The organism is Serratia sp. TSA_198.1, assembly GCF_052686505.1.
In genome coordinates this window covers 974,246-996,051 of record NZ_JBQZFP010000001.1, presented here as the reverse complement: position 1 = coordinate 996,051, position 21,806 = coordinate 974,246, and the positions used below count along the sequence as shown (strand labels likewise).

Here is a 21,806-nt window from a genome sequence, read left to right as displayed (position 1 = left end):
GAATATATTCGGCCCCGACTCAGGCAGGCGCAGCATGCCGCGCCCCTGCAATAGCGGGGGATCCGGGACTGATGAGTTAACCGCTTGACCGCGACTTGAAATGCACAGGGTATATATTAAGAACTAATGACAACCGTTATTTAAACAGACCGATCTTTTCCGTTAATACCTCGGTGACGGCATTGTTAGCCGGGATCAGGAATTTCCGCACGCTGTCGTTCACTTTGCCTTTTTCAAACGTCTGCTTGCAGCGCCCAACCCACTGCACGTTCATCTCGGTGCCCACGTTGACCTTTTCAATGCCGCCGGCCACCGCGCGCCGCATGTCTTCATCGCTGACCCCGGTGCCGCCGTGCAACACCAGCGGGGTATGGGTGGCCGCGGTGATTTCCGCCAGGCGCTGGTGCTGGATATGCGCCTTGCCGGTGTACAGCCCGTGGACGGTGCCGACCGACACGGCCAGCATATCGACCCCGGTTTCGTCTACAAAGCGCTTGGCGTCTTCCACGGCAGTAAAACAGATGTCCTCTTCCGCGACCGCCTTGCCGTCTTCCGAACCGCCGATGGCGCCCAGTTCAGCCTCCACCGAGACGTTACGCTGGCGGGCAATGTCGATCACTTTGCGGGTATTGGCGATATTCTCGTCCATATCAAGGTGCGAACCGTCATACATCACCGAACTGAAACCGGCATCAATCGCCGTCTCGATCGAGGCGATGTCCGAGCAGTGATCCAGGTGCAGACAGGTGGGCACGTCTTCGCTTGCCGCCAGCGAGCGCACCGAATCAACCAGCAGCCGGTAGCCCAGGTACTCGGCGGTACCGGTGGAGATCTGGATCATCAGCGGGCTGTGGGTGGCCTTTGCCGCCTTGAAAAAGGCCGGCAGCATCTCCAGGCAATGAAGATTGAATGAGCCTATCGCCTTGAAGTCGCGGGCCTTGGCAACGGATAACAGTTCGTTGAAATTATAGAGTTTCATGGACTTTCCCCTCAGGGTGTTTGGTTGATTTACCGTTAACGAACCACGCAATCAGCGTGACGAAGACAATAAACAGGGCGATGAACAGCCAGTTGCCCTGGAAGGCATGCCCCATCACCAGGCCGCTGCTGATGACGTCGGAATCGCTGAAGGTCACGCCGACAAAACCGTAACTTTCCAGCATCGGCACCAGAATGGCCGGCAGGAAGGTGATGAACAGGCCGTGAACCACGCCACCGATCATCGCGCCGCGTCGTCCGCCAAGAGCGTTACCGAAAATGCCTGCGGTGCCGCCGGCGAAGAAGTTGGTGAGCAGGCCGGGCAGGATCATCGCCAGACCGAACATCGGGAAAACGATCATGCCGATGATGGAACCCAGGGTCGTGGCCAGGAAGCCGACAATCACCGCATTGGGCGCATAGGGGAACAACACCGGGCAATCCAGCGCCGGGCGGGCATCCGGCACGATGCGCATGGCAATGCCGCGAAACGCCGGCACCAGCTCATTCAGCAACAGACGCACGCCGCTGTAGAGGATAAACACGCCGGCGACGAACTGAATGGCCTGCATAAAGGAGTACATCAGATAATTCATACCGCCGGCGTATTGGGCGATGAACTGCGGCCCGGCCGCCAGTGCGGGGATCAGGTACATCGGGATCATCACCACCGCCATCGACAGATAGGTGTCTTGCAGAAACTTGAAGTTGTCGGGTAATTCCAGATCCTCGGTGGAACGCGACCCTTTGCCGACCACCTTGGCGACCGCCGCCTGCACCAGATAACCGATGGTGCAGAAGTGCCCCAGCGCCACCTCGTCTGAGCCGGTGATTTTGCGCACTACCGGCTGCGCCAGTGCCGGCATCAACACCGCCATCACGCCGCCAAAGATCCCGCCGGTCAAAATCAGCGGCATCCCGGTCAACCCGGCTTTATAGCCGATCACCGCGCCGATGGTAGCCATCCACAACAACGCCTGCCCGGTCAGGAAAATGTATTTGAACGGGGTGATGCGGGCGATGATGATATTCACGGCGAAAATCACCAGCAGCGTCATCGCCACTTCAGAACCCAGCTCGCGGTTGGCCAGGCCGGCAATGGCGGCGACATCGGTGATGTAACCGGTCATGCCGAAGCCGTGGGTGAAGATACTGTTCAGGTAGGTCAGGGCGCCGACAATGATGTTGATGCCCGCCATCATGATCAGAAAGCCCAACAGCGTTTTGAACGTGCCTTCGGCGACTTTGCCGATGGATTTTTTCTGCAGCAACAACCCCAGCATGGCGATAAAGGCAATCAGGATCGACGCCTGACCAAGCAGATCTTTGACGATAAAATCGATCAGGCTACTCATGATGGGGGCCCTTCATGTCGCGCTCTTTCAAAAAGGCCACAATCTTTTGCTCGATTTCCGCTTTATCGGTGAGCCGGTGGAGAACAATGACCCGTTTTTTTTCTTCTTCGCTGGCGTCGGCATTTAAAATATCGGCGAAGGTTTTTTGGGTGAGAATAATATCTGATTTAAAGGCGCTGGCCTCAGAGATCGTAGTGTGATCAATATCGGCTTCAATCTCTAATTTTTTCAGCACCGCTTTTGCGCTCATTTCGATGGCAAAGCTGGAGCCGAGGCCGCAGCCGCAAACACACAGTATTTTAAGCATGGACATCTCCTCAGATTATATTTAACTGCCTGGCGAGTTTGTAATGGTGTCCTTCGGTGTCGACCAAACGTTTTTGCATGCTGATTAAATCAATCGGAATAGGTTGATTGCCGGCATTAATAATGATTGCCTTGTTTTTCATTCCGGAATGAATACAGCGCACGACTTCGCTGGCCATAAGGGTTCCCTGATAAATTTCTTCGCAGGTGGGATCGCCATTGCGCAGACCGTACCCCACGATGGTTTTGCGAATACGTACGCCAATCTTGGGTTCCAGCTGTTTAATCATGGTGTCGATCGCCCCCTGGAAGCCTGGCGAATACTCTTTTGTATATCCTTCAGAACATAAAATGATAACGCTGTTTTGCCGCTCCAGCCGGTGGGTTATTTTTTCCGCCAATGCGTTCAAGGGATGTTGGCATTCTGGAATCAGGGCAAAGTCCGCATTGGATTTTATCGCCGATTGCAGCGTCAGTTCCCCGCAGTAACCGCCCAGCAGCTCAATCATAAATACGCGGCCCGGCAGGGCGCGCCCGGTATTTCTCAGCTTGGAGACTTCTTTTATCACCTGCTCGCAGGCGGTGGAAAAGCCGATGGTGTAGTAGCTGCCAAAAACGTCATTGTCGATGGTCATGCCCACGCCAAAACAGTTAACGCCAAACTCGCTGAGCGTATTTAAAAACTGCAGCGAGCCGTCGCCGCCGGCCATAATAAGCACGTCAATGTGCAGCGCTTTAAGTTGCTTGCCGATAGCTTCATATTCACTGGCGACCAGTTTCTTTGCCGTTCGGCCAGAAGAGATAATGGGCATCGATGAAATAGAGAAATCGACCAGATCGCGTCTGGCGATGGAATGATGCTGATTAGCCAGTAAGCCCGGTATTCCGCCGTTAAACAGAACGATATCTGCCTGCGCCAGCCTGGCGACCTGAAAAATAAAGTTGTTGATACCGGTGACATCGCCACCGCTTATTACCACGCCGATTTTCATATGCCTGCTCCCAGCCCGTTCCGTTGCAGTCATTGTTATTTTTGGCATCGGTAAAATTTGCAAGCGATATCACAAAACAATCACAAATATTTCCTTCGAAGAGATTGACAGCACTATTGAGAGTGATTTTTCTGTGAGGTTTATCTCGTTTTTGTTTTTGATAGACAAAAGAGAAAAGGTGACTATTTATTGATAATCAATATGTTGCCATCCGATTGCTGCGGTTTTTTTATAAAGCGGGAAAAATAGCAGATTGGGCCGGGGTCAGTTTAATGAAATGTGATTACTCTCGCATTTTTTGTGGCAGTGAGACGAATACGTAAAATTAATATCCCTCAATATGGGGTCAGGATTAAATAGCTGCGCACTAATAGTGCTGCTGGTGAGGAGCATGCAGAGCGCCGACACGCCGTGAATCCATCCATGGAGGCTCGTATCGCGCGTCCATGCGCTCAACGGTCGGCTAACCTGCATGCTCTCCACCCGTCCCAAGCTTGGGGTGTTGCGGTATTAAACGCAGCCATTTAATAACCGCGCATTGATTAAGTCTTTTATTTGGCCGTGCCACTCAGGCCCTCACCACCGTGACCCCGGCCTGTTCCAGCGGGGCGATCAACGCGGCGTCGGTCGCGCGTTCGACGATAATGGTCTGCGCCAGCGTGATGTCGCCAATCGCAAATTGTGAGGCGGCGTTCAGCTTGGCGGCGGAGGCCAGCACCACGGTTTCTGCCGCCCGTGCCGCCAGCGCGCGCTTGATATAGGCCTCTTCGAGATCGCCGGTGCTGAGCCCGGCGGTCGGGTGCACGCCCGTCACGCCCATAAAGTAAATGTCGGCGCGGATGTGCGACATGGCTTCCACCGCGGCGGCACCCACGCTGACGATCGAGTGTTTATACAACCGCCCGCCGATCAGGATCACCTCCACCTTAGGGTGTTCAACCAACCCGACTGCCACGCTGGGGCTGTGGGTGACGATAGTTGCCTCCAGCGTGGGCGGCAGCTGTTTCACCAGCTCGGCGGAGGTGGTGCCACCATCGATGATCACCACTTGCCCTGGAATGATCATCGCCGCTGCGGCTTTGGCTATCGCGCGCTTGGCGGCCGATTCCTGCCCGTTTCTTTCGGCAAAGGTGCCGATGGCGGGGGAGACCGGCAGCGCGCCGCCGTGCACCCTTTGCAGCAGCCCTTCGCTGTCCAGCTCACGCAGATCGCGGCGGAGGGTGTCTTCGGACAGCCCGAACATTTCGCTGAGCTGTTTGGCCAGCACCTGTCCGTCCTGTGCCAGTTTTTCCAGAATGATTTTTTTGCGCTGACTGGTGAGCATCGCGTTGTCCCGTTAAATTTGCACTGCACGAAATATCTTGATCATACACGAAACTGCACGATAGTATCCAGTTCCTTTCCTGAGTTGTGGAGTTGACCAACATGATTGCGACCAAAGATCGGGTTCGTATCGTTGAAACCCGGGTGTTGTCCGACGACTGGTATCTGCTGAAAAAAACCACCTTTGATTTTTTGCGCCGTGATGGCGTATGGCAACGGCAAAACCGCGAAACTTACGATCGCGGCGACGGCGCGACCATTTTGCTGTTTAACCGGCAGGTGCAAAAGGTGGTGCTGACGCGCCAGTTCCGCTTCCCGGTGTTCGTCAACGGCCACGACGGCATGCTGATAGAGGCCGCCGCCGGCTTGCTGGACAATGCCTCGCCGGAGGAGCGCATTCGCGCCGAAGCGGAGGAGGAAACCGGCTATCGGGTGCAAAACGTGCAGAAGGTGTTTGAGGCCTATATGAGCCCCGGTTCGGTGACCGAAAAACTGCATTTCTTCGTCGGGGAATATGATGCCGACAGCCGGGTGAGCGACGGCGGCGGGGTGGAGGCGGAAGGCGAAGACCTCGAGGTGATCGAGATGCCGTTGGCGGACGCTCTGCACGCCATTCGGCAAGGAACCATTGTGGATGCCAAAACCATTATGCTGCTGCAGTTTGTGGCGCTTAACCGTACCCTGGAGAATAACCAATGAGTGCTCAATTGATTCTGATAGCCGGCCCGTACCGCAGCGGTACCGATGGCGATCCGCAGCGCATTGCCGCTAACCTGCACCATTTGGAGCAGGCGGCGCTTGAGGTGTATCAGCGCGGGCATGTGCCGGTGATTGGCGAATGGCTGGCGCTGCCGTTGGCGGCGGCGGCCGGTTCAACCCAATTGGGGGACGCGGTAAGCGAGGCGTTTCTCTATCCTGTAGCTCATCGGTTGATTGCCCAATGCCAGGCTATTTATCGCATTGAAGGCGCATCGGCGGGGGCGGATAACGACGTGCGGCTGGCCAATGAGCGCGGGTTGAACGTCTATTATCGCCTGGACGATATCCCGCAGGCGAAATGAGTAGAGGGCGAACAGGTTAGCCCTGAATGGCACAATAGCGGGTGCAGCCTGTAGCCGGTGACGGCTTGGCCAATACTCGGTGCCAGGCCGGTCGACTAAACCTCGCCCAGAACAAACCTCAGCCCGCTAATCAGTTTATCCATGCCGGCTTCCACCTTGCTGCGTGGGCAACCGACGTTCAGCCGCAGGAAGCCGCGGCCCTCTTCGCCGTAAGTGAAACCCGGCATAATCGCGACCTTCTCGCGGTCGATCAGCACCTGTTGCAGTTGGCTGTCATCAACGCCCAGAGGACGCAGATCGATCCAGGCCAGATAGGTGGCCTGCGGCGGTTGCCAGCCGAGCGCCGGGAACGCCTGGTTCAGCCGTTCGGCGACGTAGGTCAGGTTGTCTTGCAGGTAATCGCGCAGTGCATCCAGCCAGGGCTCGCCGTGGCGATAGGCGGCAATGTGCGCCACCACCGCCAACACCGCCGGTGAAGACAGCCCGTCGCGGCTTTTCAGCAGTTGAGTGTAGGCGTCGCGAGCGGCATCGTCGCTGATAAACCCGTAAGCGCCGGTCAGCGCCGGAATATTGAAGGTTTTGGAGCCGGAAGTCAGCAGGGCCCAGGGTGTGGTCGCCACCTGGCTCCATGGCGTGTGGCGCCTCTCGCCCCACACCATGTCCATATGGATCTCATCGCTGATCACCCGTACATCATGGCGTTCGCACAGCTCGGCCATCTGCTGCAACTCCGCCACGCTCCACACCTTGCCGGTCGGGTTGTGTGGGCTGCACAACAGCAGGATCTTGGTTTGCGGCCGCGCCAGCAGCGCTTCCAGGTGCGCCATATCGCACAGCCATTGGTCGCCGTCCTTGTGCAGCGGGCAGGCCAACAGTTGGCGCTGATTACCGAGGATCACCTTGTAAAAGGCGTCATAGGCCGGCGTGTGAGTGACCACGAATTCCCCCGGCGCCGACCACAGGCGGATCATCTGTGCTGCCATGTAGATCACCGACGGACCGTAAACCGCCATCCCGGTGTCGATCGCCGTATTGAAGCGCTGCTGATACCAGTGGCGCACCGCGCCGAGAAAATCCTCATGCTGCCAGCGGCTGTAGCCCAGCACGCCGTGCTGCAGGCGCTGTTGCAGCGCCTCGATAATGCAGGGGGCGGTAGCGAAATCCATATCGGAGATGGTGAACGGCAGCAGGTCATCGCTGCCAAAGCGGTCGGCAATGTAATCCCACTGCGTGCACCAGGTGCCGTGCCGATCGATCGGAGTAGAAAAATCAAACATGTGACGCTCCCTGCAGGGCGGCAGCAGGTTGCGATGCCGCTATCAGTGAGTCTAATTCATCTTTCACCGATTGTACCTGCGGGCCGATCACCACTTGCAGATTATGGTCATTGAGGTGCACTACGCCAATGGCGCGGTTGGCCTTCAGCGCCGCGTCATCCACCTGGCTCATGTCGCTGACCGACAGGCGCAGGCGGGTGATGCAGTTATCCAGCGAAACGATATTTTCGCTGCCGCCCAGCGCCGCCAAAATGGCCGGCACGTTATAACCGGATTTACCGACCGCGCCCACCGGCGCGCTTTGGCTGGCGGCGGTGTCGCTCTCGCGGCCCGGCGTTTTGATGTTAAAGCGCTGGATGGAGAAACGGAAAATGGCGTAGTAGGCGGCAAACCAGATGGCGGCGACAATCGGCACCAGATACCACTTGGTGGCGGTGCCGTGCAGGATGCCGAACACCACGAAATCGATGATATTGCCGTCGGTGTTCCCGATGGTCACGCCCAGCAGCGCCATCAGGGTGAAGCCCAGCCCGGTCAGAATGGCGTGGATGAAGTACAGGAACGGCGCTACGAACAGGAACAAGAACTCGATCGGCTCGGTGGTGCCGCCGACCACGCAGGCCACCACGCCGGAGATCAGCAGGCCCTTAATTTTATGTCGGTTTTCCGGCCTGGCGCAGTGATACATCGCCAACGCCGCACCCGGCAGGCCGCCGAGGAACGCCGGCATTTTGCCCTGCGACAGGAAGCGGGTAGCGCTTTCGGCAAAGCCGGTGGTGGTTGGGCAGGAGAGCTGCGCCTGGAAAATGGTCAGGGCGCCGCTGACGCTGTGGCCGCAAACGTCCAGCGTGCCGCCCGCCTCGGTAAAGCGGATCAGCGCCACCAGAATATGGTGCAAACCGAAGGGTAACAGCAGGCGTTCGCCGGTGCCGAAAATCATCGGGCCAAAAGCGCCCGCGCCGTTGATCACCCAGCCGAGGCCGTTGATGCCGGCAGCGAACCAGGGCCAAATCAACGGAATAACCAGCCCGCACAGGCCCAGCACCAGGGTGGTGACGATCGGCACAAAGCGGGTGCCGCCGAAGAACGCCAGCGCATCCGGCAGACGGATGGTATTGAAACGCTCATGCAGCAGATAAACGATAATGCCGACGATCACCGCGCCCAAAATGCCGGTGTCGATTGACTGGATACCGAGGATGTTCTGGATGTTATTGGCTTTTAACACCAGCGGGTCGGTGGTGGGCAGGATGCCGGTCGTGGTCAGATAAAAATTGGTGGCCAGGTTCAGCACGGCAAAGCCGACAAAGCCGGAGAACGCGGCGACGCCTTTGTTTTCACGCGCCATGCCCAACGGAATGGCGATGGCGAACATCACCGGCAAGAAGCTAAAGGCAAAAGAGCCTATCTTGCTCATCCAGGTGAACAGCAACTGGAAGGCGGGGTGGCCGATAAAAGGCAGCAAAGTGATGACATCGCGGCTGCTCAGCGAACTGCCGATCCCCAGCATGATGCCGCAAAAAGACAGCAAGGCGACGGGCAGCATGAATGTTTTGCCCAGGCTCTGGAAAAACTCCCAGAGCGTTATTTTTTGTTTTTTAGATGCTGGCATGACCGGCGGCTCCTGGCGAAAAAAACGTGCAAAAGTGATGTGTGCCCCTGTTAGGTAAAAATAAGATAAAACGTTTTACCTAGCAAAAATGCGCCGCTAATCACAATTATGGCAGGTACTTTACGGTGACAATGGTTATGCCAGTAAAACGTTTTACCGAACAAAGAGATTCGGTATACCATGGCTTCAGAGACAGGCCCTATGGCTTTTTCAGGCTGCAGCGTTTGCACACTATGCCCAGGATCGGGCTTGCAGGGGTTATGACCATCAAAAAGATCACCATCACCGATGTCGCACAGCAGGCTGGCGTCTCCGTCACCACCGTTTCACTGGTGCTGAGCGGCAAGGGGCGTATTTCGGGCATCACAGTGACGCGGGTCAATGAGGCGATCGAACGGCTGGGTTATGTGCGCAACCGTCAGGCGGCGACGTTGCGTGGCGGTGAATCAGGCGTGATAGGGCTGATCCTGCGCGATATCAGCGACCCTTTTTATGCCGAAATGACCGCGGGCCTGAGCGAGGTGCTGGAGGCGCACGGCAAAGTGCTGTTCCTCACCCAGAGCGGCCGCGACGGCAAAGGGCTGATGCGCTGTTTTGACACGCTGCTGGAACACGGTGTCGACGGTATGGTGTTGGCGGGCGGTATGCGTTCGGCGGCGGGCCTGAAGGAGAAGGCCGCAGAGCAGGGCGTTCCCCTGGTGTGCGCCGCGCGTTCGAACGGGCTGGAAGGCGTCGACGTGGTGCGCCCGGACAACATGCAGGCCGCCAAGATGGCCACGGAATTCCTGATCAAACGCGGCCACAGCCAAATTGCCTATCTGGGCGGCCAGAGCAGCTCACTGACCCGCGCGGAACGGCTGGGGGGCTTTTGCGCCACGCTGGTGCAGTATGGTCTGCCTTTTCGCTCCGAATGGATTGTCGAATGCGATGGCCATCAGCGGGCGGCGGCGGAGGCGGCGGAAAACCTGCTGCGCCAATACCCGAACATCAGCGCGCTGGTGTGTCACAAGGCTTCGGTGGCGTTGGGCGCTTATTTCGGCATTGTGCGCAGCGGGCGTAGCATAGGTTCGGAAGGCGTGGACACCTATTATGGTCAACAGGTGGCGCTGATTGGCTTTGGCGACGTGCCTGAAGCCGAACTGACCGAGCCGCCGCTGACCCTGGTGTCCAGCTCGGCATTGGAGGTTGGGCGCAGCGCGGCTTCACGCTTGTTGCAGCGGATTGGCGACGCCGGGCTGCCGGCGCAAAACGTCATGCTGCCGCCGCGACTGATCAAGCGCGGTTCGGCCTAAGCCTGTTCTTGCCGGGCCTGCTGTTGCAGCCAACCTTCGAAGATTTTCATCGCCGGGGTCATTGCGCGGGATTTCAGGCGGGTCAGCCAATAGCCGCCCAGATTCGCTTCGGCGGCAAAGGGGCGCACCAGCAGCCCGCCCTGCAATTCCCGGGCGAACATACTGGCGGGAGCCAACGCCACACCGCCGCAGTTTATCGCCCCCTCAACCATCAATCGCGACGCATCGAACACCGGGCCGTTAATGCGCCAGGGGGCGATCTGCGCGGCGGCAAACCAGCGTTCCCATTCATCCTTGCGGTAACTGCGCATCAGCAGCTCGTTTTTAAGATCTTCCGGTGAACGCAGCCGCACGGCGACCTCCGGTGGGCACAACACCGTCAACGGCGCGTCAAACAGTTTGATATTGCAGGTCGCGGGCCATAGTCCCTCGCCGAAGCGAATGGCGAAATCCATGCCGTCCGCCGACAGGTTAACCAGATTGTTGTTGGTCAAGATACGCAGATCGATAAACGGGTGGGCCTCCCTGAACGACGCCAGCCGCGGCATCAGCCAGCCGACTGCAAAGGTACCGACCACCGCAATCGTCAGTACCTCATGAAAATGGCCGCCTTCAAACTGCTGCAGTACCGACTCGATGCGGTCAAAGGATTCGGTTAACACCGGCAGCAGCGCCTGGCCTTCTTCGGTAAGATCCAGACCGCGCGGCAGGCGCTTGAACAGCACAATGCCCAGCTGTTCTTCCAGCATTCGCACCTGCTGGCTGACGGCGGCCTGGGTCACGCTCAGTTCCAGCCCGGCGCGGGTAAAGTTAAGGTGGCGGGCGGAAGATTCAAAAGCACGCAGTGCGTTCAGCGGCAGTCGGTTACGCATAACAACCTATAAGTTTTCCTTTTGGCTAGGTGAAATTATTATCGCTTGTCAGGTGAGGGATAAACACCGATATTTTGCGCACTCGTTGCAGTTATCCTGCGGCGAGCCAAGGAATAATCGATACCCATGCCTTTCAGACCGCAGCGTTGTTGGCTGCAACGTGAAATTCGCCGGGTATAATCACTCAAGGATAGGGTCACGCCGACTGACAAAAAAATCTATTGGCGGCAGCCCTTCAACACAATGAGCTTGTTATCATGAAGAGAATCCATAAGCTGGCGGTGGCGTTGCTGACCGCACTGGCGATACCGGCAGGCCATGCCGCAGATAAAGTCGACATCGATGCCATCGTTCAACCGCTGATGCAGAAATATGGCGTGCCGGGCATGGCGATCGCGGTATCGGTGGAGGGGAAACAGCAGTTTTATCATTATGGCGTGGCGTCCAAACAGACCGGCAAACCCATCACCAACCAGACGCTGTTTGAAATCGGCTCGCTGAGCAAAACCTTCACCGCCACGTTGGCGGCCTATGCCAACGATGAGGGCAAACTGTCGTTCGCCGAGCCGGCCAGCCGTTACCTGCCGGAGCTGCGCGGCAGCGCGTTTGATCATGTCAGCCTGCTGAATCTGGCGACTCACACTTCCGGGCTGCCGCTGTTTGTGCCGGACGAGGTGACCAACGACGCGCAGTTGATGGCCTATTACAAGCAATGGCAGCCATCTCAACCGGCGGGCAGCACCCGCGTTTATTCCAATCTGGGTATCGGCATGCTGGGGATGATCACGGCCAAAAGCCTGAACCAACCCTTTGCTCAGGCGATGGAACAACGCTTGTTCCCGGCGTTGGGGCTGACGCACAGCTACATTAACGTGCCGACCGGCCAAATGACGAATTATGCCCAGGGTTACAACAAAAAAGATCAACCGGTGCGGGTCACTCCGGGGCCGCTGGATGCCGAATCCTACGGCGTCAAATCCAATGCGCAGGATCTGATCCGCTACCTCGAGGCCAATATGCAGGTCGCGAAGGTGGGGGATAAATGGCGCAAGGCGCTGGACGAAACCCATACCGGCTATTACCGGGCAGGGGTATTCACCCAGGATCTGATGTGGGAAAGCTACCCTTATCCGGTGGCGCTGGCGCGCCTGACGGAGGGCAACAATGCCGGGATGATCATGAACGGCACCCCGGCCACCGCCATTACGCCGCCGCAACGGGAACAGGGCGCGGCCTGGTTCAATAAAACCGGCTCGACCGGCGGCTTCTCTACCTATGCGGTGTTTTTGCCCAAGCAAAAGATTGCCGTGGTGATGCTGGCCAACAAATGGTTCCCGAATGACGATCGGGTAGCGGCCACTTACCGCATCGTACAGGCGTTGGAAAAACCTTAAGTCGCAGCCTCAGGGCGCCGCAATGGCGCTCTGGGGCCTATCCTGCAACGGCTGTTTCTCGCGCATAAAATCAATAAACACCCGCAGTTTGAGCGGCATATGACGGCTGGCAGGGAAATAGATGAAAAAACCGGGCGAATCGCCGGCGTAATCCGCCAATACCTCCACCAGTTGCCCGCTTTCCAGCTCGCGCAGCACCGTACCGCGAAAGCGCTGGGTCATGCCTAGCCCCGCCAGCGCGGCGTCTTTTATCAGCCGATCCTCATTGAAAATCAGGCTGCCGCCGACCTCCAGCGTCAGGTGCCCGTCATTCTGCCTGAAATACCAGGGCTCAAATTTGCCGCTGCCGGGGAAACGGTAGCGCAGGCAATTATGCTCGCTCAGTGCCGCCGGCGTAAGCGGTACGCCGCGCTGCGTCAGATAGCCGGGAGAGGCGATCACCACTCGCCGTTGGCCGTTATCGATCGGCACCGCAATCATGTCTTTCTGCAACATCGCGCGCATACGGATGCCGGCATCGAAGCTGCCGAGCACCAGATCGGAAAAATGGTCGTCGGTAAACAGCTCAAGCTGTACTTCGGGGTAACGTGCCTGAAACTCTTCCAGATAAGGCATCACCAGCAGGGACGCGGCCAGTTGCGGCAAGGTAATGCGCAGCAGGCCGGAAGGTTGCCCGCGCAGGATGCGGAGATCGTCCGCCGCCACGTCTATTTGGCTCATGGCCGGCGCCACCCGCCGGTAAAAAATCTTTCCTTCATCGCTCAGCCGTACCGAACGACTGGTGCGGTTGAATAGCCTGACGCCCAGCCGCGTTTCCAGCGCCTGAATGTTTTGCGACACCGCCGGTGGCGTAACGCCCAGCTGGTTGGCCGCTTGGGTAAAGCTGCCCAGCCGGGCGACGGCTTCGAAGAACGGCAGCAACTGTAACAGTGAACTCATCGATTGCTAATTCCTGCTTAATGATTCGTTAAGTAACCCGATATTTAATTTTATAATAGACAGGATAGACTGATTCTATTCCTTCAAAGAGAACAACAAAACATGTCGACAGCGAATCAGTCATTAGCAGAAAGAGTGCAGGTGGTCAGCCAGAGGGCGATCGACGAAGGGCGCCTGGTGGGCAGCGTGGTGCTGGTGGCGCAACGGGGCGAAGTGGTTTATGCCGGGGCTGCCGGTTATGCCGACCGTGAATTGCAACGGCCAATGCGGCGTGAAACGCAGTTCCGCCTGTCGTCGGTGTCCAAGCCTTATATCACTCTGGCGGCGATGCGCATGATCGAACGACAAAAGTTGAGCCTGGACGATGCGGTAAGCCGCTGGCTGCCGTGGTTCACCCCGGCGTTGGCCGACGGTCGCCGTCCGGAGATTAAAATTCGTCACCTGCTGAGCCACACCGCCGGGCTGGATTATCGCCTGAATCAGCCTGCGGACGGCCCGTATCAGCGGTTGGGCATTCAAGATGGAATGGAGTTGTCGTCGCTAACGCTGGAGCAGAATTTGCGCTTGTTAGCACAGGCGGAGCTGCTGGCCGAACCCGGCAGCGCATTTAATTATTCACTGGCGATCGACGTGCTGGGCGCGGTGTTGGAACAGGCGGCGGGCGAGCCGTTGCCGCAGGTGTTCGAACACTGGGTCGCACAGCCGTTGAGGCTGGGCAATACCGGTTTTTACACCACCGATGCCGACAACCTGGCGACCGCTTATCACGATACCAGCGCCAGGCCGGAGCCGATACAAGAGGGGATGCGTCTGACGCTGCCGGAAGGTTTTGGTTTTGATATCGAACTGTCGCCATCACGAGCGCTTGATCCGTTGGCTTATGCCTCTGGTGGGGCCGGCATGGTCGGTGACGCCGACGACGTACTGCGGCTGGTGGAGACGCTGCGCACTGGCGGTGACGGCATTTTGCAGCCCGAGACCGTGGCGCTGATGCGTCAGCCGCACGTGGGGGCTGAAGCCGAGGTTCAGGGGCCGGGATGGGGGTTTGGTTTCGGCGGCGCGGTTCTTGCGGATGCGCAACTGGCGGCCACGCCGCAGCATAATGGCACCCTGCAATGGGGCGGCGTGTATGGTCACAGCTGGTTTTACGATCCGCAGGCGGCGTTAAGCGTGGTGGCGTTGACCAACACGGCGTTTGAAGGCATGAGTGGGCAGTATCCGCAGCAGATCCGCGATGCGGTGTACGGGATAGGGGCATAAAACCGGGGCTCCGTACAGGAGCCCCGGGGAACAACGATTTATTGCTTACTGTGCCGGTGCAGGAACTGCATCCTGAGCCGGTGCTTCATCTTCTGCCGGTGCACCCAGCAGGCCGAACATGCCGATGAACTCTTGCAGCGTCATTTTGTTGCCGTTCAGATCAACCTGGTTGTCGGCATAGTGGAAGCTGCTGCCAATCACGTCGTCTTTCAGGGTGGTCAGTTTGAACATCTGGCCCATCGCCGCCAGCCCTTGCACCTGTTGCTGTGCCAGCTTTTGCGCTTCTTCCGCGCTATAGCCTTGCAGCAATGCCGTCTGTGAGGTGGTTTCGGTGGCCATCGCGACCGGAATGCTCAGGCTTGCGTCCAGTTTTTTCACCGAACGGGCAATCAGCTGGTCCGGCGATTGTGCCGGGGAGCCGGCCTGCGCCGGATCGGTCAGGTCCAGATTCAGGGTAAAGGTGCTTTCACCCTTGCTGTTTTTCCAGCTCAGCGGCGCAATGCTGATGCTTGGATTGCCTTTCAGCAACAACGGCAGGTTTTGCAGCAAGATATCGGTGGTTTGCTGCTGGTAAGCGACCGGATCGACGGGTTGGCCCTGTTGCAGCATCGCCAGCGCCTGCTGGTTGTAACGGTCGGCAAACTCTTTCAGCGACTTGGCGTCCAGTTTGTCGATTTTCAGCGACAGCTTGCCGGAACCGAAGTCGCTGTTCTGGATCTTCAGCGCATCCATGGTGTAATCGATCTGGCCGTTCAGGTTGCTGTCTTTCTCGCCGAACTTGCTCGCCAGGTTAAAGCCGTCCAGCGTCAGGGTATCTTTGCCGTCAACGGCAACCTTGATCTGCTTCACCGCCATGTTCTGGTCGCCGAGGCTGAGATCGAACTGGCCGGCATGGGTCTGGCTCTTCAGCGTAGCGCCTTGCAAGGTAACCTGTTCGATCTGGCCGAATTGATTCGGGCCGCTGATCACGGCGCTGTCGCTGCCGGCATCCAGAGTGAAGGCCTTCATATCGCGCGAGACATCGGCATTGATGGTGGCACCGCTGAACTTCAGCGCCGATTTGTCTTTGGTGTATTCCAGCGGGATCACGTCGATGGCCGACGAGGTATCGCCGCTGTATGAAATGCGCGAGTCGGCGGTGAACAGCGACTTGCCTTTGGTAATGTCAAACAGCCCTTTGGTTGCCGGGGTGTTTTCCAGCTCGGTATGCACCGAGGCCATGCTCGGCAACAGATTGAATTTTTTCAGTTGGGCGAACGGGAAAGGGCCGTGATCGATGGTTTCCAGGAACGCCACTTCGTCGCCGGGCTTCAGTGCGGCATCGTCGGTGGTGACGCTGCCGTCGGCACGCAGCACATAACGGATTTTACTGCTGAAAATGCCGCGCTGGTAATTTTCATAACCCAGTTTGACACCGGCTTTCGGCAGGTAGGCTTTCAGTTGGCTGTTGGCGTTATCAACCACTTCACCCATCCGTTGCTCGATCAGTTTGCCGGTGTACCAGGAAGCCCCGGTCCATGCCGCGCCAAGAACCACAATGACGCTGACAGCGACTAACGATTTTTTCATAGTTCTGTTCATCCTTTATTAAGCCATCTGTTGCAAACAGATGGATGGGCAAGTTTGGGCCAACAAAAAAACGCCCGCAGGCGTTTAATTGTGAAGGTAACCCACTCTTTTTAGCAACTAATTTGCTGAAATTTACCGAGTGACTACGGCAACAGATTATAAACGCGCGCGATTCGGCCTGAACCGCTAACGCTGACCGGGGACTCGAAAGCGCCGATAAAGCCGGACTCACCCGGCTTCAACGCCAGTTGCTGCCCCTGTTTTTCCAGCACCGCTTCGCCTTCGACGCAGAACACGATGGCCGCGCTGTTTTGCGCCAGCGTCTGCGGTGTCGCGGAAAGATCGTGCAGCGAGAAGGCAAAATCCTCGACCGGGATCGGGAAGAACAGCTCATCGCCGCGTTTTTCCGGTTGGGTCAGCAGGCCGGAAACCGGCTGCGGACGGAACTGCAGGTTAGCCAGCAATTCAGGAATATCGATAAACTTAGGCGTCAGACCGGCGCGCAGCACGTTGTCCGAGTTGGCCATGACTTCCAGCGCCACGCCTTTCAGGTACGCATGCGGTGTTTCGGCATACAGGAACATCGCTTCGCCCGGTTTGAGCTGCACCACATTCAACAGCAGCGGCGAGAACAGGCCGCTGTCGTCCGGGTAGAAACCGGCGATAAAGCGCAGGGTATCCCAGGGTTCGCCTTGTTGGTTGTTCAGCGCGGCTTTCAGAACCCCGAGCGCCAGCGACTTCTGCTCACCGCTCATCGCCAGCAGGCTGGCAAACAGCGTTGACAGGTGCGCGACGTCCGGTTGTTGCAGGAAGGCGGCGATATCATGGTGTGCCCCGGCAATCGGCTGCAGCAGAGAAACGATGTCGGACAGCTCGCGAAAGCCGTTCATCGCCAGGAACGGGGTCAGCGCAAACACCAGCTCCGGTTTGTGGTTTGGGTCTTTATAATTGCGCTCGGCCGCATCCAGCGGAACGCCGGCGGCGTTTTCTTTGGCAAAACCGACAACGGCGGCGGACTTGCTGGGGTGCACCTGGATCGACAGCGGCTGATCGGCGCACAGTACTTTGAACAGGAACGGCAGCTCGCCAAAGCGGTGGGCAACGTCGGCGCCCAGCTGTTTGGGTTGGTCTTCATCAATGAGGTCGCGCAACGAGCGCAAATTGCCCTTGGCATCCGCCACGCGGGAGCTGCTCTTCGGGTGAGCGCCCATCCACAGCTCCGCCATCGGTTGCCCCTGCGGGTTGGCGATGCCATACAGCCGGGTTAAGGCGTCGTGACTGCCCCATGCATAGTTTTGCACTGCGTTGGTCATTTTTTGCATCTTGATAAACATCCTTTGCGTTCGCCGCCAAAGTGGCGGGGAGTAGCTGACTGATTATAAGGCTAAAACAAGCAGAATCTGCGCACTCATCATACGCTCATCCGATGGCGCTCAATCAGGTGCGCGATCAAACAAGGGGTGCACTTGCGTCCTTCAGAGGGTAAATAACATTTGCAACGCGCTGCTGTTCGGTATGGGCGAAGTATAACGTGATAACAATAAGCGTCACAAATGCCTCTGGCGGTTCGACGGGGTTGCAGGCGGGTAAAAAAACGCCGGTAGAAAGGGATTGTGAAGAGGGTGTTGCATCGGCAGGTTTTGCTCTGGCTATTAATGGAAACGTCAAATGCCATTTTGACGTTATTTCACACCGTTATATTTCAATGTGTGAATGTTGACGTGAATTATTACTCACTGAATATTTATATCATCATTATGTGGTTTTTTTTATTGGCAACCACACAAAGGGCTTAAATCGGAAAACAGTACCGTTCTACAGTGCAGGCAATTAAATGGATTCTTTTGATTATGGCTATTTAAACGCTGAGGCGCTGATGAAAAAATTACTACTGGTTTTGATTATGTGCACTTCCGGCGCCCATGCGGCTGTCGTTGTTACTCATGCTTATGGTTATGGCGTTCGTCGCCCGGTCGTGGTGGTGCCGGGCCCGACGATTGTCACTCCAGCGCCGGTTATCGTGGTGCCGGCGCCGGCGCCGGTTGCGGTCACCGCGGTACCGAGGGTAACTCTCCCCGTCGCGGCGGTCGGCGCAGGGATATATCGTCATAACGAACGGCAGGATGCTTATGATGAAATCAATCATCTGCAAGATGAAAGGATTAATGCCTACAATCAGCATCATCACTAAATAGTGACAGATTAGCGAAAATACCTGAACCGAGCGTCCGAGGGTGATTTTTATTGTATTGGCGCGTTAATGAAGCGCGGGCGGGGCACAGGAGGGGAACGGCAACGAAATAATAGCCATGCAATAAAAAGAAATGGAGGAAAAATGCTGTGAGGCAACTCTCTTAATGCGAATAGTTATTATGTCACTATACTGAATGGGCGTGCCGACGGGCTTGAGCGCGTTGGCGTAATCGTACATTTTTAGGAATTGTACTAAGGAGACAGTGATGGCAGCCGTTCGTATTGAAAAAGACTCCATGGGGCCCATCGACGTGCCGGCCGATCGGCTATGGGGCGCGCAAACGCAGCGTTCTCTGGCGCATTTTCGCATTTCTTCCGAAAAGATGCCGACGGCATTGATTCATGCACTGGCGCTGACCAAACGCGCCGCCGCCGGGGTAAATCGGGATCTGGGGCTGCTGCCTGCAGAACGCGCTGAAGCCATCATCAAGGCCGCCGATGAGGTGTTGGCGGACAAACACCCGGACGAATTCCCTCTGTCGATCTGGCAAACCGGTTCCGGCACCCAGACCAACATGAACATGAACGAAGTGCTGGCCAACCGCGCCAGCGAGCTGTTGGGCGGGGTACGCGGCGAAGAGCGGCGCGTGCACCCGAACGATGACGTCAACAAGAGCCAGAGCTCCAACGACGTGTTCCCGACCGCGATGCACGTGGCGGCGGTGATAGCGGTGCGCGAACATCTGATCCCCGAACTGAAAGTGCTGCACAAAACGCTGAGCGACAAAGCGGAAGCCTTCCGCGATATCGTCAAAATCGGCCGCACCCATCTGCAGGACGCCACACCGTTGACGCTAGGCCAGGAAATTTCCGGCTGGGCGGCGATGCTGCAACATAATTTGCAGCACATTGAAGCCAGCATTCCGCACATTTGCGAGCTGGCGTTGGGCGGCACGGCGGTGGGTACCGGTCTGAACACCCATCCTGAATATGCGGTGCGCGTCGCCAGGGCGCTGGCCGACTTGACCCGTCAGCCGTTCGTTACCGCACCCAACAAATTTGAAGCGTTGGCGACCTGCGATGCGTTGGTGCATGGGCACGGCGCGCTGAAAGGGCTGGCGGCCTCATTAATGAAAATCGCCAACGATGTGCGTTGGTTGTCCTCCGGCCCGCGCTGCGGCATCGGCGAAATTTCCATCCCGGAAAACGAACCGGGCAGCTCCATCATGCCGGGCAAGGTCAACCCGACCCAGTGCGAGGCGATGACCATGCTGTGCGCTCAGGTGCTGGGCAACGACGTGGCGGTGAATATCGGCGGCGCCTCCGGTAACTTTGAGCTGAACGTGTTCCGTCCGATGGTGATCCACAACTATCTGCAGTCTATCCGGCTGCTGGCCGACGGCATGCAGGGCTTTAATGAGCACTGCGCGGTGGGCATCGAACCCAACCGCGATCGCATTAGCCAGTTATTGAACGAATCTTTGATGCTGGTTACCGCTTTGAATACCCATATCGGCTATGACAAAGCGGCGGAAATCGCCAAGAAAGCGCATAAAGAAGGGCTGACGCTAAAAGCCGCAGCGCTGAAACTGGGTTACCTGACCGAGCAGCAATTCGATCAATGGGTGCGCCCGGAAGAAATGGTCGGCAGCATGAAGAAGTAACCTCCCACCTTTGATCGTCACCAAGGGGCGCAGTTCATTCATGACTGCGCCCCTTTCAGTATCAGCGTAAAGCGTCGAGCACCGGCAGCAGCTCCAGCGGATCTGGCCGACGGGTGTAATCGGCATTCACTTCGGCATAAAGGATTCGGCCATCCTGGGCGATGACATAGCGTGCCGGCATCGGGAGCGTGCCGCTGTCGTCCTGATTTAACCGGGTTAAATCGAGATTGAGTCGGTTGAGATACAGGTCGCGCAGATTGTCCGGCAGCCTGTAACGTAGCCCGAAAAGGGCGGCCAGTTGATTGCCGTGATCGCTAAGCAAAGGAAAGGTGAGCGCATTGTCGCGGATTGATTGGCGGTTGCCGCGCGTCGTCTGGGGGGAAATGGCCACTAGCTGCGCCTGGCGAGATTTCAATTCCGGCTGAGCGGCTTCCAGAGCCTGTAGCTCGATGTTGCAGTAAGGGCACCACGCGCCGCGAAAGAAGCTGATAATCAACGGCCCATTCACCAGAAGATCGTGGGAAGACAAGCGCGTATTGTCCGCATCCGGTAACTCAAACGCGGGGGCTGTATCCCCGCATTTCAACGCTCGTGCAGCGGTGCCCGTGGCGTTAAGTTCATTTATTGCGCGGCGCATCAGCTCATGATCCTGCGCTGCCAGCGTAAAGGGCAATTTACCGGCTTCAAATTCAGCCTTGAAAGCGTCGAATTTGTCCTGAAGTTTCATCATGGCTCCTGTTGGGGGCTTATTATCGCCATCTTGCCCATTCCTTAACGGCCAGTGTAGACTGCCAAAAACGCTAATGGTTATTCCCTTAAGGAATGATGTGGGCAAATTTTCTGATTTGGAAACCTTTATCTGCGTGTGCGAAACGGAGTCCTTCACCGCCGCCGCCCGCAGATTGAACGTAGGGCAACCGGCGGTTTCAAAAACCGTGGCCCGGCTCGAGCAACAGTTGAATACGCGATTGATGCTGCGTTCTACGCACGGGCTGCGGCCCACGGATGCCGGCCAACAACTTTATCAACGGGCGAAACGTATCCTGAATGAACTGGCGGAAACGGAATCCTTGGTTCGGGAAGGTGGGGCTGGCCTAAGCGGCAGGCTGCGGGTCTCCTCTGCGGCGGTATTTGCCCGAATAGTCGCTTTGCCCGATTTGACCGCCTTTCTGCAAGCCAATCCTCGTTTGGGCATCGATCTGTTGCTGGATGACGGCAACCTGTCACTGATAGAGGAAGGTGTGGATATCGCGCTTTGCACCGGTAGCCTGGACGACTCGTCCTTTACCGCTCGCAAGTTGGGTGAAATAGAGCAGTGCGTCATGGGGACCCCAGCTTACTTTTCCTCCGCAGGCGTTCCTTTGCGGCCCGAAGATTTGGCGCAGCATGAAATGGTGGTCTATCAACGCCGCAGCGGCGCTGAAAATTGGTCATTCAGCCGGCATGGGGAAACCCGCGCGCTGCGTTTACAGGGGCGAATGCGGGTCAATGCCGCCGAATGCTTGCGCGAGTTGGTGCTGTCTGGATTTGGCGCCACCGTGGCCGGCGAAGGGCTGTTTCGCAGTGAATTGCAAAGTGGGGCCGTTATGAAGGTCCTGACCGACTGGCAATTGCCGCCGTTAGAACTCTGGGCCGTTTTTCCTGGCGGCCATTTCGCTCCCGCCAAAGCCAGGGCATTCGCCGATGTAGTCCAGCAAGCCTTGTGCAGGGAGCCATGAC

Annotated in this window: 20 protein-coding genes; 8 read left to right on the top strand and 12 right to left on the bottom strand. The window is 57.3% G+C overall.

Annotated features, from left to right (window positions below; translation table 11 throughout):
- Positions 1-136: 136 nt before the first annotated feature.
- The 5 genes from ACUTSW_RS04605 to ACUTSW_RS04585 all read right to left on the bottom strand — a co-directional run bounded on the left by ACUTSW_RS04605 (position 137) and on the right by ACUTSW_RS04585 (position 4,955).
- Positions 137-979: a class II fructose-bisphosphate aldolase gene (locus ACUTSW_RS04605; protein ID WP_006324985.1), complete on the bottom strand. Its 843-nt coding sequence runs from the start codon at positions 977-979 to the stop codon at positions 137-139.
- The gene (locus tag ACUTSW_RS04600) at positions 966-2,333 is read right to left on the bottom strand and encodes a PTS sugar transporter subunit IIC (RefSeq protein WP_004943944.1); all 1,368 of its coding nucleotides are present in this window, start codon (positions 2,331-2,333) and stop codon (positions 966-968) included. The genes ACUTSW_RS04605 and ACUTSW_RS04600 overlap by 14 nt, the downstream gene beginning before the upstream one ends.
- The gene (locus tag ACUTSW_RS04595; protein ID WP_037432810.1) at positions 2,326-2,640 is read right to left on the bottom strand and encodes a PTS sugar transporter subunit IIB; all 315 of its coding nucleotides are present in this window, start codon (positions 2,638-2,640) and stop codon (positions 2,326-2,328) included. Before ACUTSW_RS04595 ends, ACUTSW_RS04600 begins: the two co-directional genes overlap by 8 nt.
- Before the next feature lie 10 nt (positions 2,641-2,650).
- Positions 2,651-3,631 (bottom strand): 6-phosphofructokinase, encoded by a 981-nt coding sequence (locus tag ACUTSW_RS04590; protein ID WP_062870699.1) that lies wholly within the window; start codon positions 3,629-3,631, stop codon positions 2,651-2,653.
- 568 nt (positions 3,632-4,199) lie between these two features.
- The gene (locus tag ACUTSW_RS04585; protein WP_006324989.1) at positions 4,200-4,955 is read right to left on the bottom strand and encodes a DeoR/GlpR family DNA-binding transcription regulator; all 756 of its coding nucleotides are present in this window, start codon (positions 4,953-4,955) and stop codon (positions 4,200-4,202) included.
- Positions 4,956-5,056: 101 nt separating this feature from the next.
- Between ACUTSW_RS04585 and ACUTSW_RS04580 the strand changes: the two genes are divergently transcribed.
- Positions 5,057-5,653 (top strand): NUDIX domain-containing protein, encoded by a 597-nt coding sequence (locus ACUTSW_RS04580; RefSeq protein ID WP_445583812.1) that lies wholly within the window; start codon positions 5,057-5,059, stop codon positions 5,651-5,653.
- Positions 5,650-6,015 (top strand): NUDIX hydrolase, encoded by a 366-nt coding sequence (locus tag ACUTSW_RS04575; protein ID WP_126482459.1) that lies wholly within the window; start codon positions 5,650-5,652, stop codon positions 6,013-6,015. The genes ACUTSW_RS04580 and ACUTSW_RS04575 overlap by 4 nt, the downstream gene beginning before the upstream one ends.
- Before the next feature lie 95 nt (positions 6,016-6,110).
- On the opposite strand, the gene ACUTSW_RS04570 is transcribed toward ACUTSW_RS04575, so the two are convergent.
- Entirely contained in the window at positions 6,111-7,292 is a 1,182-nt protein-coding gene (locus tag ACUTSW_RS04570; protein WP_445583811.1) for a MalY/PatB family protein, read from the bottom strand.
- A complete protein-coding gene (gene malX, locus ACUTSW_RS04565; RefSeq protein WP_445583810.1) occupies positions 7,285-8,904 on the bottom strand; it encodes a maltose/glucose-specific PTS transporter subunit IIBC in 1,620 nt (539 codons plus the stop codon). Before malX ends, ACUTSW_RS04570 begins: the two co-directional genes overlap by 8 nt.
- A 260-nt stretch (positions 8,905-9,164) precedes the next feature.
- On the opposite strand from malX, the gene ACUTSW_RS04560 reads away from it, so the two are divergent.
- Positions 9,165-10,196 carry a Mal regulon transcriptional regulator MalI gene (locus ACUTSW_RS04560; RefSeq protein WP_445583809.1) on the top strand — a complete coding sequence of 344 codons (1,032 nt, stop codon included), beginning with the start codon at positions 9,165-9,167 and terminating at the stop codon, positions 10,194-10,196.
- Here ACUTSW_RS04560 and ACUTSW_RS04555 read toward each other — a convergent pair.
- Positions 10,193-11,068 carry a LysR substrate-binding domain-containing protein gene (locus ACUTSW_RS04555; protein WP_445583808.1) on the bottom strand — a complete coding sequence of 292 codons (876 nt, stop codon included), beginning with the start codon at positions 11,066-11,068 and terminating at the stop codon, positions 10,193-10,195. The two genes, ACUTSW_RS04560 and ACUTSW_RS04555, sit on opposite strands and share 4 nt — an antisense overlap.
- 257 nt (positions 11,069-11,325) lie before the next feature.
- Between ACUTSW_RS04555 and ampC the strand changes: the two genes are divergently transcribed.
- Positions 11,326-12,462: a class C beta-lactamase gene (gene ampC / locus ACUTSW_RS04550; RefSeq protein ID WP_445583807.1), complete on the top strand. Its 1,137-nt coding sequence runs from the start codon at positions 11,326-11,328 to the stop codon at positions 12,460-12,462.
- A gap of 9 nt (positions 12,463-12,471) precedes the next feature.
- On the opposite strand, the gene ACUTSW_RS04545 is transcribed toward ampC, so the two are convergent.
- A complete protein-coding gene (locus ACUTSW_RS04545; RefSeq protein ID WP_445583806.1) occupies positions 12,472-13,401 on the bottom strand; it encodes a LysR substrate-binding domain-containing protein in 930 nt (309 codons plus the stop codon).
- A gap of 102 nt (positions 13,402-13,503) precedes the next feature.
- Between ACUTSW_RS04545 and ACUTSW_RS04540 the strand changes: the two genes are divergently transcribed.
- The gene (locus ACUTSW_RS04540; RefSeq protein ID WP_445583805.1) at positions 13,504-14,661 is read left to right on the top strand and encodes a serine hydrolase domain-containing protein; all 1,158 of its coding nucleotides are present in this window, start codon (positions 13,504-13,506) and stop codon (positions 14,659-14,661) included.
- A 45-nt stretch (positions 14,662-14,706) separates the two neighbouring features.
- Here the strand turns inward: ACUTSW_RS04540 and ACUTSW_RS04535 are convergent, their stop codons facing one another.
- Complete coding sequence (locus ACUTSW_RS04535) at positions 14,707-16,230, bottom strand: YdgA family protein (RefSeq protein ID WP_445583804.1); 1,524 nt, start codon at positions 16,228-16,230, stop codon at positions 14,707-14,709.
- 143 nt (positions 16,231-16,373) lie between these two features.
- Entirely contained in the window at positions 16,374-17,552 is a 1,179-nt protein-coding gene (gene manA, locus ACUTSW_RS04530) for a mannose-6-phosphate isomerase (protein ID WP_445583803.1), read from the bottom strand.
- 554 nt (positions 17,553-18,106) lie between these two features.
- Here manA and ACUTSW_RS04525 point away from each other — a divergent pair.
- A complete protein-coding gene (locus ACUTSW_RS04525) occupies positions 18,107-18,421 on the top strand; it encodes a hypothetical protein (RefSeq protein WP_062871337.1) in 315 nt (104 codons plus the stop codon).
- 268 nt (positions 18,422-18,689) lie between these two features.
- Positions 18,690-20,087 carry a class II fumarate hydratase gene (gene fumC, locus ACUTSW_RS04520; protein WP_445583802.1) on the top strand — a complete coding sequence of 466 codons (1,398 nt, stop codon included), beginning with the start codon at positions 18,690-18,692 and terminating at the stop codon, positions 20,085-20,087.
- Between the two features lie 61 nt (positions 20,088-20,148).
- Here fumC and ACUTSW_RS04515 read toward each other — a convergent pair whose 3' ends face one another.
- Positions 20,149-20,817: a peroxiredoxin-like family protein gene (locus tag ACUTSW_RS04515; protein ID WP_445583801.1), complete on the bottom strand. Its 669-nt coding sequence runs from the start codon at positions 20,815-20,817 to the stop codon at positions 20,149-20,151.
- Between the two features lie 97 nt (positions 20,818-20,914).
- Here ACUTSW_RS04515 and ACUTSW_RS04510 point away from each other — a divergent pair, with 97 nt between their 5' ends.
- Complete coding sequence (locus ACUTSW_RS04510) at positions 20,915-21,805, top strand: LysR family transcriptional regulator (RefSeq protein ID WP_445583800.1); 891 nt, start codon at positions 20,915-20,917, stop codon at positions 21,803-21,805.
- Position 21,806: the final 1 nt, after the last annotated feature.

What these genes read in the sequence shown, in the direction of transcription:
- ACUTSW_RS04605 (WP_006324985.1), bottom strand. Translation starts at nt 979, where the DNA reads ATGAAACTCTATAATTTCAACGAACTGTTATCCGTTGCCAAGGCCCGC.
- ACUTSW_RS04600 (WP_004943944.1), bottom strand. Translation starts at nt 2,333, where the DNA reads ATGAGTAGCCTGATCGATTTTATCGTCAAAGATCTGCTTGGTCAGGCG.
- ACUTSW_RS04595 (WP_037432810.1), bottom strand. Translation starts at nt 2,640, where the DNA reads ATGCTTAAAATACTGTGTGTTTGCGGCTGCGGCCTCGGCTCCAGCTTT.
- ACUTSW_RS04590 (WP_062870699.1), bottom strand. Translation starts at nt 3,631, where the DNA reads ATGAAAATCGGCGTGGTAATAAGCGGTGGCGATGTCACCGGTATCAAC.
- ACUTSW_RS04585 (WP_006324989.1), bottom strand. Translation starts at nt 4,955, where the DNA reads ATGCTCACCAGTCAGCGCAAAAAAATCATTCTGGAAAAACTGGCACAG.
- ACUTSW_RS04580 (WP_445583812.1), top strand. Translation starts at nt 5,057, where the DNA reads ATGATTGCGACCAAAGATCGGGTTCGTATCGTTGAAACCCGGGTGTTG.
- ACUTSW_RS04575 (WP_126482459.1), top strand. Translation starts at nt 5,650, where the DNA reads ATGAGTGCTCAATTGATTCTGATAGCCGGCCCGTACCGCAGCGGTACC.
- ACUTSW_RS04570 (WP_445583811.1), bottom strand. Translation starts at nt 7,292, where the DNA reads ATGTTTGATTTTTCTACTCCGATCGATCGGCACGGCACCTGGTGCACG.
- malX (WP_445583810.1), bottom strand. Translation starts at nt 8,904, where the DNA reads ATGCCAGCATCTAAAAAACAAAAAATAACGCTCTGGGAGTTTTTCCAG.
- ACUTSW_RS04560 (WP_445583809.1), top strand. Translation starts at nt 9,165, where the DNA reads ATGACCATCAAAAAGATCACCATCACCGATGTCGCACAGCAGGCTGGC.
- ACUTSW_RS04555 (WP_445583808.1), bottom strand. Translation starts at nt 11,068, where the DNA reads ATGCGTAACCGACTGCCGCTGAACGCACTGCGTGCTTTTGAATCTTCC.
- ampC (WP_445583807.1), top strand. Translation starts at nt 11,326, where the DNA reads ATGAAGAGAATCCATAAGCTGGCGGTGGCGTTGCTGACCGCACTGGCG.
- ACUTSW_RS04545 (WP_445583806.1), bottom strand. Translation starts at nt 13,401, where the DNA reads ATGAGTTCACTGTTACAGTTGCTGCCGTTCTTCGAAGCCGTCGCCCGG.
- ACUTSW_RS04540 (WP_445583805.1), top strand. Translation starts at nt 13,504, where the DNA reads ATGTCGACAGCGAATCAGTCATTAGCAGAAAGAGTGCAGGTGGTCAGC.
- ACUTSW_RS04535 (WP_445583804.1), bottom strand. Translation starts at nt 16,230, where the DNA reads ATGAAAAAATCGTTAGTCGCTGTCAGCGTCATTGTGGTTCTTGGCGCG.
- manA (WP_445583803.1), bottom strand. Translation starts at nt 17,552, where the DNA reads ATGCAAAAAATGACCAACGCAGTGCAAAACTATGCATGGGGCAGTCAC.
- ACUTSW_RS04525 (WP_062871337.1), top strand. Translation starts at nt 18,107, where the DNA reads ATGAAAAAATTACTACTGGTTTTGATTATGTGCACTTCCGGCGCCCAT.
- fumC (WP_445583802.1), top strand. Translation starts at nt 18,690, where the DNA reads ATGGCAGCCGTTCGTATTGAAAAAGACTCCATGGGGCCCATCGACGTG.
- ACUTSW_RS04515 (WP_445583801.1), bottom strand. Translation starts at nt 20,817, where the DNA reads ATGATGAAACTTCAGGACAAATTCGACGCTTTCAAGGCTGAATTTGAA.